General features: G+C 55.7%; 13 protein-coding genes and 1 pseudogene. 7 read left to right on the forward strand and 7 right to left on the reverse strand.

The genetic code is table 11. The annotated features are described in order from the left end of the window. Positions 1–242: hypothetical protein (locus U5798_RS35155; protein WP_322084703.1), on the reverse strand; the 242-nt coding region annotated here is incomplete at its 3' end. A gap of 1002 nt (positions 243–1244) precedes the next feature. Here U5798_RS35155 and U5798_RS35160 point away from each other — a divergent pair. The 4 genes from U5798_RS35160 to U5798_RS35175 all read left to right on the forward strand — a co-directional run bounded on the left by U5798_RS35160 (position 1245) and on the right by U5798_RS35175 (position 5096). Next, entirely contained in the window at positions 1245–1559 is a 315-nt protein-coding gene (locus U5798_RS35160; RefSeq protein WP_322084704.1) for a hypothetical protein, read from the forward strand. A gap of 119 nt (positions 1560–1678) precedes the next feature. Next, a complete protein-coding gene (locus tag U5798_RS35165; protein ID WP_322084705.1) occupies positions 1679–3292 on the forward strand; it encodes a recombinase family protein in 1614 nt (537 codons plus the stop codon). Next, positions 3289–4191: a ParB/RepB/Spo0J family partition protein gene (locus tag U5798_RS35170; RefSeq protein WP_322084706.1), complete on the forward strand. Its 903-nt coding sequence runs from the start codon at positions 3289–3291 to the stop codon at positions 4189–4191. The genes U5798_RS35165 and U5798_RS35170 overlap by 4 nt, the downstream gene beginning before the upstream one ends. Beyond that, entirely contained in the window at positions 4188–5096 is a 909-nt protein-coding gene (locus tag U5798_RS35175) for a plasmid partitioning protein RepB C-terminal domain-containing protein (protein WP_322084707.1), read from the forward strand. Before U5798_RS35170 ends, U5798_RS35175 begins: the two co-directional genes overlap by 4 nt. Before the next feature lie 79 nt (positions 5097–5175). Here U5798_RS35175 and U5798_RS35180 read toward each other — a convergent pair whose 3' ends face one another. Both U5798_RS35180 and U5798_RS35185 read right to left on the reverse strand, forming a co-directional pair. Next, positions 5176–6180 carry a hypothetical protein gene (locus U5798_RS35180; protein ID WP_322084708.1) on the reverse strand — a complete coding sequence of 335 codons (1005 nt, stop codon included), beginning with the start codon at positions 6178–6180 and terminating at the stop codon, positions 5176–5178. A gap of 57 nt (positions 6181–6237) precedes the next feature. Then, positions 6238–6540: a DUF6388 family protein gene (locus U5798_RS35185; RefSeq protein ID WP_322084709.1), complete on the reverse strand. Its 303-nt coding sequence runs from the start codon at positions 6538–6540 to the stop codon at positions 6238–6240. 290 nt (positions 6541–6830) lie between these two features. On the opposite strand from U5798_RS35185, the gene U5798_RS35190 reads away from it, so the two are divergent. After that, positions 6831–8612, forward strand: a complete 1782-nt coding sequence (locus U5798_RS35190) for a hypothetical protein (protein WP_322084710.1) — start codon at positions 6831–6833, stop codon at positions 8610–8612. Positions 8613–8758: 146 nt separating this feature from the next. Next, the gene (locus U5798_RS35195; protein ID WP_322084711.1) at positions 8759–9226 is read left to right on the forward strand and encodes an HAD domain-containing protein; all 468 of its coding nucleotides are present in this window, start codon (positions 8759–8761) and stop codon (positions 9224–9226) included. 49 nt (positions 9227–9275) lie between these two features. On the opposite strand, the gene U5798_RS35200 is transcribed toward U5798_RS35195, so the two are convergent. After that, the gene (locus U5798_RS35200; RefSeq protein WP_176051391.1) at positions 9276–9719 is read right to left on the reverse strand and encodes a 3'-5' exoribonuclease; all 444 of its coding nucleotides are present in this window, start codon (positions 9717–9719) and stop codon (positions 9276–9278) included. A 546-nt stretch (positions 9720–10265) separates the two neighbouring features. On the opposite strand from U5798_RS35200, the gene U5798_RS35205 reads away from it, so the two are divergent. Next, positions 10266–11540, forward strand: coding sequence for an IS256-like element ISBcen18 family transposase (locus U5798_RS35205; protein ID WP_415859532.1), 1275 nt, complete (start codon positions 10266–10268; stop codon positions 11538–11540). Here U5798_RS35205 and U5798_RS35210 read toward each other — a convergent pair. The 3 genes and pseudogenes from U5798_RS35210 to U5798_RS37175 all read right to left on the reverse strand — a co-directional run. Further along, positions 11521–12603, reverse strand: coding sequence for a hypothetical protein (locus U5798_RS35210; RefSeq protein ID WP_322084712.1), 1083 nt, complete (start codon positions 12601–12603; stop codon positions 11521–11523). The two genes, U5798_RS35205 and U5798_RS35210, sit on opposite strands and share 20 nt — an antisense overlap. Positions 12604–12929: 326 nt before the next feature. Next, positions 12930–14075: a hypothetical protein gene (locus U5798_RS35215; RefSeq protein WP_322084713.1), complete on the reverse strand. Its 1146-nt coding sequence runs from the start codon at positions 14073–14075 to the stop codon at positions 12930–12932. 36 nt (positions 14076–14111) lie between these two features. Then, positions 14112–14438: pseudogene (locus U5798_RS37175) on the reverse strand (TniQ family protein); the annotation flags it as partial. Between the last annotated feature and the right edge of the window lies 1 nt (position 14439).

The following is a 14439-nucleotide window of genomic DNA, read 5'->3' on the forward strand; positions in this document are numbered from 1 at the left end:
AAAAGGCGGGGGTTTTTGCATTGGCGCGGCAGAAATGTGCGCGGTGCCCGTCCAGCCTCGAATCCCGCGTCCTCAAGCGATACTCCAGTCAATTTGATCCACGGGTAATACGCTGTGTTCAGTTTCCGGTGCGCTCTGATAGCACGGAGAACCCCAGACAAGGAATGATGGCGTGCTGACTCTTGAACAGTGACGAAGCGTTCCGTTACGGGGGTACGTGACTTATGATTGATGTTAGCCATTTCCGACTCCTGCGTTGAGTTGGTGGTGGTCAGCGGGTCGTATGGGTGGCAGCCCATGCGGCCCGCGCTTTTTGCGGTGATGCTGTTTGAGTCTACCTAACTGGGCATCTCGAAATATGGAAACTTCGAGAGATGGCCGAACGGCATAGCTGGGAAAGAACTCCGCAACATCCCGAAATCAAACCGGCTTGATTTGCTGCGTCGATATATCAACGCAAAACTTAAGGGGTTGTGCTCAAATAATGCGGTCATTGACAACTCCCCGAACAGCAATCGACAGAATGTCGCGGAGTTCAGCTCGAACAACCTTCGCTTCTAGCGCCAGATCCACTGTAGCGAATGCGACGGCATGTCCTTGAATCGTAAATGACTCGTGGAGGCAAACATCAACCGCTGGGTGCAAAAACAGCCCTGATGCTTGATCCCACAATAGATCGACCCCCTCTTGCGATCGCAAATACGTATACATTTGATATAGGTAAGGACTCTTCAGACTTGCGTCACGAAAGCGGCTTGCAGCAAGAATCGATGTGAACTTGGCGTAGGGCGACTTAGTTGATGAGACGCCGTACACTAAAAATCAAAGACTTACGAAGACGCCCGCCACAAGCACTTTGTGGCGACGACGGAGTTGTTGCGACTGGTCTACTTCCGCGCCGAAGTAATAGCGTCTGGGTGCGACCCCAATAACGCGTGAGCTCTCTGAGCGGCTCGTGCGATCCTCGGAAGGTCCAGGCCTAGAAAAAGCTCAAGAGCGTCTCCAAGAGCGGGAAAATCTGCGAGGGTGGGACGCCGCGTCCCGTGAGCTGGCTTCAACTGACCCTGGCCCCGAACACGGCCGGCCCCACTGCGATTCCTCTGTGGAGCACGGCCATGAAATCGGATCGGATCTGTGCCGCCTGCGGCACACCCTTCACTCCGCTCTTACACATCCCGCATCAACGCTTCTGCTCGGCCAAGGCATGTCAGTGTGCTCGCCGGCGTGCATGGCAGCACCAGCGCATGCGAGTCGATCCCGACTATCGCGAGAATCAGATCCGCGCCCAGGCCAGCTGGCGGGCCCGACATCCTAACTACTGGCGCCACTACCGCGAGACGCACTCAGCCTATCGCGATCGCAATTGCGCGATGCAGCGACGACGAAATGCGCGGCGCACTGCTAGTGCTGTTGCAAATATGGACGTGTGGCCGGCCCATCGCCCACTGGCATCTGGGTTTTATATCCTGCGCAACGCGGTTGAGGCCGGCGTTGCAAAGATGAACGCGTGGACGGTGCACATCGCCGTGCTATCTGAGCCGAGGCCGGTTCTGGCGTGATTGCAAAGAGATGACGTGTTCGACAAGGGTCTATGGCCTGCTACCTTGGCTGTGTACTCGCTCGCATTCGACGTCATTGCAAGGCGCGACGCGTTCGCCGATACAAGTCCTCGTAGCTGATGTCGGGGACGGCGCAGCGAGGAGCGGTTGCCGGTGGGAGCTGGATCGTGGACCTCGATTGCACATGCGAATCCGTTGATGAGCAGGCCTGCAGGATGCGGGCTGCTGAATACGTTCGGATGTCGACGGAGCACCAGCAATACTCGACGGAGAATCAGCGTGATCGCATTCGCGACTACGCTGCTCGTCGCGATCTCGAGATCGTGCGGACCTACGCCGACGAGGGCAAAAGCGGTTTGCGTATCGATGGGCGCCAAGCGCTGCAGCAACTGATCCGGGACGTGGAAACCGGCATGGCCGATTTCCAGGTGATCCTCGTCTACGACGTAAGCCGCTGGGGACGATTCCAGGATGCAGACGAAAGTGCCTATTACGAGTACATCTGCCGGCGCGCTGGCATCCAGGTCGCCTATTGCGCCGAACAGTTCGAGAACGACGGCTCGCCAGTTTCGACGATCGTCAAAGGCGTGAAGCGCGCGATGGCCGGTGAGTACAGCCGCGAGTTGTCAGCGAAGGTCTTCGCTGGCCAATGTAGGTTGATCGAGCTCGGTTTCCGGCAAGGCGGGCCTGCAGGCTATGCGTTACGCCGGATCCTCGTGGACGAACATGGCCTCATGAAGGGGGAATTGCAGCGCGGTCAACACAAGTGCCTGCAGACGGACCGCGTCATTCTGATGCCTGGCCCGGAAAGCGAGGTTCGAATAGTCAACCTCATCTACAGCTGGTTCATCGACGAGTCACTCAACGAGCACGAGATCGCCGCACGCCTGAACGGCATGAACGTTCATACGGACCTTGGCCGACCTTGGACTCGGGCGACCATTCGGGAGGTGCTGACCAACGAGAAGTACATCGGCAACAATGTCTACAACCGTGTGTCGTTCAAGCTGAAGAAATCGCGAGTCACGAATCCGTCGGAGATGTGGATACGCAAGGAGGGTGCGTTCGAATCCATCGTGCCGAGCGAAACGTTCTATACCGCGCAGGGCATCATGCGGGCGCGCGCCCGGCGCTACTCAAGTGAGGAACTGATCGAGCGTCTGCGAAACCTGTACCGAAGCCGAGGCTTTCTATCGGGCGTCGTGATCGACGAAACGGAAGGCATGCCGTCCACCTCAGTCTATGTGTATCGCTTCGGTAGCCTGATTCGTGCGTACCAGACGGTTGGCTTCACGCCAGGTCGTGACTATCGTTACATCGAGACGAATCGCTTCATTCGGCAACTGCACCCAGAGATCGTTGCCGAGACGGAAAAGAAGATCGCTGATCTCGGCGGATCCGTGTCGCGTGATCCGGCGACGGACCTGCTGACCGTGAATCGGGAGTTCACTGCCTGCATCGTGCTGTCACGGTGCCAGGTGCGCGGCAGCGGTCGTAACCACTGGAAGGTGCGATTCGATACGAGCCTGCTGCCGGATATCACCGTGGCCGTCAGGTTGGACCAGAGCAATTCGACGGCGCTCGACTACTACCTGTTGCCGCATATCGATTTTTGGCAGCCTCGTATCAGCCTCGCTGACTGGAATCCGATCGAGTTCGAGAGTTATCGCTTCGAAACGCTGGACTACTTATACGGTATGGCACAGCGAGCTCGGCTGAGGAGAAGAGCATGACTCAGCGTGAACAGCCCGGTGAGGTTCGGATGATCCCCATCAGTCAGATCGAGGTGATCAATCCTCGCGAGCGTAATGGTCGAGTTTTCGACGAGATCGTCACCAACATCAAGACGATTGGCCTGAAGAAACCGATTCTGGTCACGCCACGGGCAACGGCAAGTGGCGTGGAGAAGTATCTGCTCGTGTGTGGGGAGGGACGACTGAAGGCGTTCCGATCGCTCGGCGAAACGACGATACCAGCGCTGGTGGTGAGCGTGAGCGACGAAGACGCGTTCATCATGAGCCTGACGGAGAACATCGCGAGACGGCAGTGCCGACCGCTCGAGTTGCTCGCCGGCATACGCGAACTGCAAGAGCGCGGATACGCACCGAAGGTGATCGCCGAGAAGACGGGGCTCACGCAGCACTACGTGCAGGGAATCCTGACGCTGCTGCATCAGGGTGAGGAGCGTCTCGTGATCGCTGTGGAGAAAGGCCGAATTCCGCTAAACGCAGCGTTATCGATTGTGGGTGCCGGCGACGATGATGAGGCAATCCAAGCAGCACTCCAGGAGGCATATGAATCGGGGAGATTGCGCGGGCGCCAGCTGATGGACGCTCGGCGCGTCATCGAGCGCAGGAAAGCGCTCGGCCGCACGGCGAATCGAAACATGACGCGCAAGGTGATGGACGTGACCACATCGAGCCTCGTCCGAACGTATCAGCATGAAGTTGAGCGGCAGAAAACGATGGTGCGGAAGGCAGAGTTTACGCAGCAGCGGTTGCTGTTCATTGTCGGCGCCCTCAGGCAGCTATTTGCCGACGAGAACTTCGTCAATCTGCTGCGCGCCGAGGAACTGGCGACTCTGCCGAAGTATCTGGCGGAACGTGTATGGCCGAGCGGGAGTCCAGCATGACCGGCGTAGCACTTGGGTTCATTCCGGAACCACTCTCCGTTCCGATCACGAGCATCCTGCCATCACGGCGCACGCCGGCCGGCATGATGAACTCGCGAAAGTTCAGGCAGATCATAAGCTCCATCGAAGAGGTGGGCCTGATCGAGCCGCTTTCAGTGACGCCGGTCGATCAGGCATCGGGCAACCACGTTCTGCTTGATGGACATCTTCGCTTGATCGCATTGCAGGAACTCCAGTTCAGCGCCGTGTCGTGCCTCGTTGCCACGGACGATGAGAGCTACACGTACAACAACCGCGTCAATCGACTATCGACCATCCAGGAGCACTTCATGATTCGTCGGGCCGTTGAACGAGGGGTGTCCCCGGAGCGGCTCGCGAAAGCGCTGTCGGTAGATGTGTCGCAGATCATCAAGAGGATTGCATTGCTGGATGGGATTTGCGCTGAAGCGACCGAGCTCCTGAAGGACCGGCAGTTTTCACCTGAGCTCGCGCGAGCTCTGCGGAAGATGAAGCCGACACGGCAGGTCGAATGTGTCGAGCTCATGGTGGCAGCAAACAACCTGTCTGTCTCGTACGCTGAAGCGTTGCTCGTTGCGACGCCGGCTTCGCGACTGGTTGAAGGGAAGAAACCGAGGAAGCTTGCCGGCGTGAGCCCCGAGCAAATGGCGAAGATGGAGCGGGAGATGAGCAATCTGCAGGGACAGTACAAGGTAGTCGAGCAGACTTATGGACAGGACGTGCTCAACCTCGTGCTGGCAAAGGGCTATCTTGCGAGGCTGCTTGAGAACGAGTCCGTGCGCCAGTACCTGCAAGCCCAACAAGCGGACTTGCTATGCGAGCTCCAGTCTGTCGTCGATACGATTGCCTTAGAGCAGCCAGCCCTCGAAGCGGCGACAACGGAATAGAGGCGGGTCTAAGCGGCATGGGACTATTCACAATGCCATACTGGAACGCGTCCCATCATTTAGTCGGCTTTACCGACTCTCAGCCGAACACATGTTGTGCGTGGGCCACATATGCTAGCGGTCGATTGGCCAGAGCATGATCTCCCCTCATGCTGTTGATTGCTTGGTAAATGACGTTAGTAAGCGTCAACGCGGCGCCCGCCCGGCCGGCCGGGCTACTGGGGTCTGTTGCGTAGAGTGATAGTCCAGCGCCGCCCAACGGAACTAGCGAGCCAAAAACTATATCGCCGAAGGACGGACGCATTGCATCTTCGATCTCCGCAATGCGCGATTTGCAGCTTAGCAAAAATGCTTCGTTAGCCTCAACGCGGCCATTCGCGTCGGGAAGCGTTGCCACGTATGCGCAATGGGCTTCGACTTGCGCACGTAGCGGGGGAAGAAGGTGGCCATGCTGGCGCTTGAACCGCACTAGTTTGTCCAACTCCACCGGGCCTGTAGGGGTTGGTAACAGATGCTGTAATACGACTTCACGGCTCTTATGATGGTGCAAGGGGCGTACCGAGCGGCTAAGACTCGAGTTGAGCCCTGCAGCGAAAACCATCTTGTTGGTTACGGGGGTGGCGTCGACCTCAGGAACCGCGCCTAAACATGCGGCAAGATAGGACATGAACAAGTTTGCGGTGGGAGTCTCAACGTCGTACCACACGCCATCAACCTGCTCGGCGAGACCCGATTCCACAAGAAAGTGCGGTATTTCACCCAATTTCTCGACATGAATTCGAGTCGTAGCTCGTGGCGAAAGTGCGGGCTCGATGCGTTTAGAGTTTCGTCTCAATCGTTGTTCGATTAGTTTAATGAAACTCTCATCAAAGCTGCGTACATGATGTATGTACTGAGCCGGTATTACGGGCTCCACGAGTCCTTCTGTTAGAAGTTCCCGCATGAAATCACTCATCTGATCGGGGCGTGTCATATAGTCCATCGGCACGATCGACGATAGCCTGTCCCAATACAGCAATGACTTGACTGTCCATGCATCGTCGGGAAGTGCGATGTAGGGGAAATAGAGGGCGTTGGCGCGCATGGTCTGCTTATAATTTAAGGATCTTATCGTTCGAGATAAGAATGTGATGCATGGGTGCTAGCGCAATCCGATAGCGCGCTCCATCGCCTCACGATTGGCTCTGAGAATTTCATTTCTCTCTGATTCGTTATCGACCGCGAATTGAAGAAGGTATTCGAAAGGATCGATGTTGTGGCTCTTTGCGACCTCGTCCAAAGCCTTGGCTGTTTCAACTTGTCGGAGTTCATCGAGTTTTACTCCGAGCATGTCCGCAACTTCTTGACTGATTTCGTTGACGCGCGCTCTCGCCTTCGGGAATTTTGACAAAAACTGCTCATATCCGGATGTAATTTGCTGGTCGGATAAAAATGACAGGCTCATTGATATAAATGTCACGAGAGTTGAATGTGTTATGAGATTTACCACGCCCGCCCGTATTTGGTCAAGTGGATGTTGTGAAAAAACCTCCTGTCGCACGGTTAATCGACATCGAGTACAAGAGGCGAGTAAATATCATACTTGAATCAATATACTTGATCTGCCGCCACTGGGAACGGCATGACAATTTTGTAGTTGCGAAGTGACGGTGTCGCGGTGATGGTTTTTGTTGAATCAAATTGCCGTTGGCGGATAGTGAAATAATTCGCGTGAAAATATGGGGGTGTGCAAACATGTCGAATGGCAAGAAAAATAGAGGCCTTGGAGAGTTAAGTAAGATCATATTTGGCGCAATTACAGGAAATCTATCCGTCGTCGCGTCGGTATCTGCATTGGCAATCGGCGGTTTAACGCTGCTGATGTATGCTTTGAGTATTGGGCAGCTGCCAGATTTTACGTGGAATGAGCTCACCGGAACTTTGCTTGCGGTATGTGCGACGGGGGTGTTGGTAGTCACGGTAGTCGTAATGTATTGTCTGAGTGCGGGATATTTCGCCAGGGCGGCATTGGAATCAGTGTATCCAGAGGCGGCATTACACACGTCTACGTCGCTTCCGGATCCAGATGCACCAGTCGAACCATATGTGAGGCTAATCCGTGGCCCGTTTATCTTTGGTGTGACCTGTATTAGTGTGCTCGCATGGATTGCACTATTCATATGTGCGATGGACGGAACTCTGATTTCACCTCATAACGAGCACCTTGTCGGTGCGTTGATCATTGCATTTGCTACTGCAGTGACACTGCTCTTTGTCGATTGGCGTAGATTCCGTCGGCAATGGCTGAGAAAAGCACTTCTCAGCATATTCAGTGGTGCCGTAGTGGCACTAGTCGTAATCATGACCGCATGGTCTGTCGGACCCAACAACCTATCGACAAAGGCGACAGTACGATATTTGGGGCAGCCAATATCTATTGATTGGGCCACGTACAGTGTCGCATTGCTCAATAATGTGATTTTGGTGGGTGTGTTGGTGGTCGCAGCCACCACGATTCTACTGAACATTCAGGTGATTGCCGCGCACATAAGACGTGCGGCGCGCTGGTGCACTAAATTCATTCCCTGGAAGATGCCGTCATGGCTGAGTGTGACTTTGGCTCGCACGTCACGCGTCGCGTTGGGAAATGCATCTGATCGGAGACTCGTGAAAGCAAAGATCTATGTCACGATTGTGTTCTGTTGCTTCACAATTGGCGTGTTTTTGACAGCATATGCGATGGCGAGTATAGGAAGCAAAAATGACTGGAACGTCAATTTCTTCTTTGTTGTTTCGTTGCTCACGGTCTTGAATTGGGTTTCATTTTCCGTGAGGCATTGGAGGGAACGTGCAGGTCTGGGTCTTGTAACGGCCGCGCTGGTATTTCTTACTTACCCTATTGTGGTTAATAATCCAGTATTGTTCCCCCGGGCAATCGTGTCGATGCTAGGGTTGGGTAATGAGCGACTTGATGTCGTTGCTCTATCTAGTAAACAATGTGCAACGTTGGCTAACTATGGTGTAAGTTGCATAGCTGATAATGACAGGGCGATAACACTCGCAAATGTGAATATGCTCAACCGGTTGGGTAACTCAATAGTGTTGGAGCTTCTGATAAAGGACGAAAGAGCTGATAAGAAGACTGCGATCGTAGCTTCGAGCGTAAATGATTTGGCGCCTCCTTCGTCTAGCTTCGGACAGGTCTCAAAGATGCCGACAACTCTAGTTGCGAATTCGCTAATGGGGGCGAGCAGTCCGTCGGCAAAATTTTGCGATAAATCCTTGTTGTCAAACATTAGTTCAACTGATGCGATCAAAGTCGATGCACTGCGTTGTGTAGAGCTCGTCGTTCCGAAGGATCAGGTGCTTGGATATTCAAAGGTAAGTTGGCGAAACTACCGAGGTGAATATACAGCATATCGACCTGGTCCAATTAAGCCGCCGGCGACGGTGAATGTGACAACTTCCTCAGCAGCAGAAAAGAGAGGTGTAGCGGCAGCTGTCTCAGCGGCGACGACATCGCAGACATACAATTGAACGTGGCATATGTCGGATCTGCACGATCGACGACATCATTTCGTAGGGCCAATCGCCCGGCATAGAATAGTGCTGAGCGGAGCACGCCTCCCCGGCGCTGTCGCGGTCCGGCGTGCTCTCATTGTTCACTATGGGCGACCTCCGCAATGAGCAAGAGGGCAACGATATTCCTCGACATCGATGGGGTCCTACATCCAAATTCTGTGGGCGACCTCGAATACGGCCCCAACGGACCGGTGGTGGTCGGCCAGGGAGTTTGTTCACTGCAGACCAAACTCGCCGAACGGGTTAACGGGAAAGCGGTCGACATCGCAATCCATAGCACCTGGATCTATATGTTCGACCTCAAACGCTTGCAGGATGAGTATCTGCGTGAGCTGAGTGCGGCCGCCAAAATTTATCTCACGAACCGGCGTATCGAGAGCCGCTCGCTACGGATAATGGACTACATGCGAAGGCGCCGACTGACTTTGGCCGATGTCTTAATTCTGGACGACGCCCCCAAGGAATTTGCGTCCACGCCGGAACTGCAATCCCGCCTCGTCGTATGCGATCCAGCGCGCGGGATAGACGATCCCGCGGTACTTCAACGGATCGATGAGTTCGTATGCTAGGCGATCACAATCGATATCAGTCGGAACACGGTTGGGTAGCATGCGTGGATTACGTTCCACCTTGCGTCGCGTAACGCAGGGCACGGGCGTCGTGTAGTGCGTGGTGTCGGCCACCAAATTGCTTGTAGTAAGACTCCAACCGGACCTGGTCGGCCTGATCACGTACAAGCAGCCCTTGCCAGCCATTCGGTACACCATCGAGGGTGTCTACAAGAAGATCCCAGTCTCCGGGGAAATCCATACAGAAGATGCCGCTCTCGAACGGTCGGAGCCACTCGAGCAGTGCTGACCGAAGGTTCTCTCGAGAGAACACACGATCAGGATATTGACCTAGCTGTGGCAACACCGCTTCATGGACGAACGGGCTGCAGGTGCGTCGATCGAAATCGTCGCGTTCACCGTAAAATTCACGGCCGTCTTCGGCGACCAATGCAATGCTGATCAGTTCGCAATCGATGAAATCGGTGAATTCAGTGTCGACGTAAACTCGCATCGTTGGCTCGCTTGCTTTGCGCACTCAGTTGATCAAGGTCTGACACCTCCGCATCATGCAAACAAGTTGCATGGTGGTCGTCACGTGCCATCGTAGCGTGGACCGGACCGTCGTTGAACGGCGGTTCGTCACACATCCGGTTCTATGCTGGCGGATTTGTCCCAGTCGACTGGTTTGCGGATCCAATACTGTCGCCCGCCATCAACTGACGGACCCGTGATCATCTCTATGCCGTGCTGTACTGCCCAATCTGGGGCATTGCGTACGGAGATTCCGGCTGACCGTGCGAACACGGCCAATGGTAGAAATGTTGCGGTGAAGTCCCGCAGGTCGTCTATGTTGACGGCTCGTATTGTGCGATTCCGCCGTCTAGCGATTCGTGTCCTAACGAGTCCGGCGTTGACGAGGTGGTACATCACTTCCTGTTTGATGCCGAGCCGCTGAGCAGCCTCAACGATGGACATCAACGTTTGCGATTTCGATGGAGTTCGGACCTATCCGTGATTTCGTGGGCGAGGCATATCATGAGAGGCAAAAGTCATGGATATGCCGATGAAGAAGAAAAGGCAAACTGTAGCGCGTCAGGCAGCGGCCCGCGGGCCGCTGCCTGAACTGCCTAAGGAACTGCTGGACCAGTTGGTCAAGGGGCCGATGACACCGGCCGAGGTGCAGGACTTGATGCTGGCGTTCAACAAGGCAGTCATCGAGCGCGCGATGGGCGCCGAGATGAATCTGCATCTGGGCTACCCGCCGGGCCAGTCCAAGCCAGCCGGCCAAGCCAACGAGCGCAACGGCGCCAGCGGCAAGACGGTCATCACCGATCGCGGCCCGGTCCGGGTCGACGTCCCCCGCGATCGCGACGGCAGCTTCGAACCGATCCTAATTCCCAAGCATGAGCGCCGCTTCACCGGCTTTGACGAGCGCATCATCGCGATGTATGCCCGCGGCATGAGCGTGCGCGAGATTCAAGGGTTTCTGGCTGAGCACTACGGCACCGAGGTGTCTCCCGACTTCATCAGTTCGGTCACTGACGAGGTAATGGCCGAGGCGCTGAGCTGGCAGAGCCGCCCACTTGAGACGATGTATCCGGTCGTCTTCTTCGATGCGCTGCGGGTCAAGATCCGTGACGACGGAGTGGTCAGCAACAAGGCCGTCTATCTTGCGCTGGGCATCCAGGCCGACGGCCAGCGCGACGTGCTGGGCCTCTGGATCGAGCAGACCGAGGGGGCCAAGTTCTGGCTCAAGGTGTTCAACGAACTGAAGACGCGCGGCTGCCAGGACATCCTGATCGCCGTGGTCGATGGCCTGAAGGGGCTCACCGAGGCCATCAGCGCAGCCTATCCGCGGACCACCGTTCAGACCTGCATCGTGCACCTGATCCGCAACAGCCTCGAATACGCCAGCTACAAGGACCGTAAGGTGCTCGCCGCCGCGCTGCGCCCGATCTACGCGGCTGCCAGCGAAGAGGCGGCACGGCAGGCGCTGCAAGACTTCGCCGACGGGCCTTGGGGCGCGAAGTACCCGACGATCGTGCAGTCGTGGCAACGCGCGTGGGAGCACGTCGTGCCGTTCTACGTGTTTCCGCCGGAGATTCGACGGGTCGTTTATACGACAAACGCCATCGAGAGTCTGAACATGCAACTGCGCAAGATCATCAAGACCCGTGGTCACTTCCCGAACGACGAGGCGGCCATCAAGCTGCTCTGGCTGGCGCTGCGCAATGTACTGGCCAAGACCGTGCGGTCCGCATTCGACTGGAAATCAGCGATGAACCAGTTTGCTATCCTGTTCGGCGAGCGATTTATGCAGGCGCGTGGGTAACACGTTGTTCAACCGCCTCGCCCACAAAAATGCGGACAGGTTCTGGAGTTCGACTGGCCGAAATTGCGTCGCCCTTGTCGATGTAGATTGTTCGCAATGTCGGCGTTTTGTCACGCGCGACAGCAAGGCGTACTGTGCCGTCGGTGAGTCGACGGACGAACGCGGCGGATGCGTCAATAGAGACATACAGCCGCAAAGCCTCGGCGATGCTAATCGGGTCTTCAAGGGGCCGAATGCCTTGGCCGCCGGCAGCCACAATGCTATCGAGTAGACGATCGAGTGACTTCGTATTGATCCGTTTTCCATTCGTGTCAATTATGCCGGCCTGAGCCAGTGCCTCGACACGTTTGACCGACATCTTAATGTAGCGGGCAGCAGTCTTCGGCGCGACGAGCGACCTCTGGATCTCCATGAGACGCTGAACATCGGTCTCATTGATCACAAACTTCTTTCGTCCTGTCCGAGTTCGTCGAATCGGCGCCACTTCGCCTGTCTGGGCGAGCATATTGGCAATCGTTCGGCTCCCGATTGGCCGACGACCGGGCTGATCAGTGTCTGCCGCAGCCTTAACAATTCTTCGTCTCCACGCGACCATAGGCTCATTGCCTGACGTATGCTCTACGTATTGGTCTAATAGATCGAGCATCCAGCGACGCTGAGCGTCGTTCAACTGCTTGCGCAACATGACGAGCAACTGCGGGAACGCTTCTGATAGTAGCGGGACGTTCTGTCCCTCGGTTCGAGGAGCGCGGAGGCGACTCAGCAGTTCGAAGCAATCACAACGATCGCCCATCAATGGCGCACCAGCCGTCACGACGATTCGCTCGATATTCTGTGATTGCCGCGAGGACTTCTTCAACGGTTTGCCGTCTAGTCCGAACATTGACAATGCCCCAAGAAAGCGGGCGAGGCCCCAACGATCGGAAGCAGATAGCAGACCAGCACCGGTCTCGAACTGGTCGTTCAGCAACTGCAGGACATCATCCGAAAATGCTTCAACCTCCGCGCTTTGGAGCGATGCGCCGCAACTGCAAGTCTCGAAGCGAACGTGTTTCCAGCGCAACGTTCGTCTGCACATCGCGCATTGCGAAGTGAGCCAGCATTTGTGAACGAAGCATCCGGTGTTCCCCGCGTACCAATCATCACGCCAGTAGCTATCAGATGTTGCGAGGCAGTAGGGGCACCAGCGCACAACGCCGTGAGTCTTCGGTAGGTCTGGCCCGGAGTAGGTGAGCCAACTAGGTCTGGAAAGACCGTTCGCGAATGCGACGCGTAAGCGATAGCCTAGAAAACTTTCGTTGGAATGTGCGGAGGGGCGCACCAAGAAATGGCCCGAGAACAAGGCCATTCCAATGGTGCGCCAGTGTTTGCCATTGACCGGCTCGCGATTCATGACGGTAACAATGAAAGCTGGCCCGGCATGTGCTCTTCGTACTTGCGCCGCGCAGTTTCTATGCGTCTGAGCTTCCGGAGGAGTTCGACTGCATATTGATCAATGAAATAGGCGGATAGACTGGCATCGTCGGGTTTCTTGAAAACCGGTAGCTTTCCACTAAGTGCCTCGTTCACCAAAGCGAGCGAGGCAGTCATTGGGCGCTGATGCCAGGACATCCATTGGCCGAAGAGTGGATAGAGTAGAGGGCCGCCAGCAGCAAAAGGCCGCGATACGCTGTCTAAGGTTCTGCAGACATCAGCCACATCCGATTTCCGAACGAAAGTGTACTTACCAACAGTGACTGGACGAAGCAATCCCATAGCTGAAAGCGCAGCGTATCCTCGGTGCTCAGTGTGCGATCTGCTGTGTACGTGCCGTAAGGGAACCAGTGATGCGAACCATCGCCGGCACGCCTCGACGGTCCGCTGCGGAAGATAGGTCTGATACGTCATGCCATATGCGACGATGCGAGCATCTGAACCAAGCCTGTTCAGTGCAAGGTGCTTCAGAACACTACGCGGGCATCCGATGGAAGACACAGCTTCATGGAGCCTGACATAGTCGTGTGGTACACCGTGACAATTGGGGCGATACTGGTGGGCCGCCGCAGTACTGTCCGACCAGTCGCTCATAAAATATCTTTGTCGCAGTTCTTCGATAGGTAGCTTCGACAAGCAGGTTGGTCGATGAGGCTCCTCAAGCAGCATGCGACGAAGACGGGAAAGTATTGTGAGCCTTGGCGCGCCCGTAGCCTCCTGCAAAAATGCGCGTATGCCGTCCAAGTTCGGCTCGAACGAAAGCTGTTTTTTTTCGATTATCTCGGCGATTCGGATCGATCGTGGGACATCAAGTTGTCGATATCCGATTTCGTCTACAGTTGCCGCAACTGCGTCGAATAGCGCTTCCAAGAACAGTATGCAAGTGAGTTGAGCATACGCCTGCGGAACTTGGCCGTCGATGATCAAGCGTTCGAAACCAGACCATAGTCGCTGATAGTGACGCCGTTCGACTGGCATGGGGCATACCGCGCCTTCACATAGCTGTTCATTCGTCACCTCGGTGAGGAAATGTTTGTCGGATTGCTTGTAGCCGAGTGTCATCACCGGTTCGGCTAGATCATCTTTGAGGCGAACACTATGGATAGTGCACATCTCGAGCCGCGTTAGGCGCCAGCGTGATCGGATGTACCGTGACTCCAGCATGCACTCGGGGCAATACCGAATCTTGTTGGCGCGGGTGACAACGCTCCAACGCGGTAACGCTAAATCGCCCCAAACAGGATAGCCCGTTGAATTGGTCGCAGCTGTTGCCGCGAGTGTGGGGCGAATCCTCTCGATATCGCCCAGTCGAGGGCGGTATGTACCGTTTGCTCTGGCAACTCTGAATAAGTACGTCTCGGACCACTCATCCGGTTGAGGAGCCGGACGATACAATGGCTGACCGCATGGAATCGTGAACTTCATA

Origin of the sequence: Burkholderia sp. BCC1972, from assembly GCF_905339605.1 — a bacterium.
In the GTDB taxonomy this organism is placed as follows: domain Bacteria; phylum Pseudomonadota; class Gammaproteobacteria; order Burkholderiales; family Burkholderiaceae; genus Burkholderia.

Bases quoted from the DNA above. Each gene is read 5' to 3' on its own strand.
- U5798_RS35205 (WP_415859532.1), top strand. From the start codon at position 10,266: ATGCCGATGAAGAAGAAAAGGCAAACTGTAGCGCGTCAGGCAGCGGCC.
- U5798_RS35195 (WP_322084711.1), top strand. From the start codon at position 8,759: ATGAGCAAGAGGGCAACGATATTCCTCGACATCGATGGGGTCCTACAT.
- U5798_RS35190 (WP_322084710.1), top strand. From the start codon at position 6,831: ATGTCGAATGGCAAGAAAAATAGAGGCCTTGGAGAGTTAAGTAAGATC.
- U5798_RS35215 (WP_322084713.1), bottom strand. From the start codon at position 14,075: ATGACACTCGGCTACAAGCAATCCGACAAACATTTCCTCACCGAGGTG.
- U5798_RS35175 (WP_322084707.1), top strand. From the start codon at position 4,188: ATGACCGGCGTAGCACTTGGGTTCATTCCGGAACCACTCTCCGTTCCG.
- U5798_RS35165 (WP_322084705.1), top strand. From the start codon at position 1,679: ATGTCGGGGACGGCGCAGCGAGGAGCGGTTGCCGGTGGGAGCTGGATC.
- U5798_RS35180 (WP_322084708.1), bottom strand. From the start codon at position 6,180: ATGCGCGCCAACGCCCTCTATTTCCCCTACATCGCACTTCCCGACGAT.
- U5798_RS35185 (WP_322084709.1), bottom strand. From the start codon at position 6,540: ATGAGCCTGTCATTTTTATCCGACCAGCAAATTACATCCGGATATGAG.
- U5798_RS35170 (WP_322084706.1), top strand. From the start codon at position 3,289: ATGACTCAGCGTGAACAGCCCGGTGAGGTTCGGATGATCCCCATCAGT.
- U5798_RS35200 (WP_176051391.1), bottom strand. From the start codon at position 9,719: ATGCGAGTTTACGTCGACACTGAATTCACCGATTTCATCGATTGCGAA.
- U5798_RS35160 (WP_322084704.1), top strand. From the start codon at position 1,245: ATGCGAGTCGATCCCGACTATCGCGAGAATCAGATCCGCGCCCAGGCC.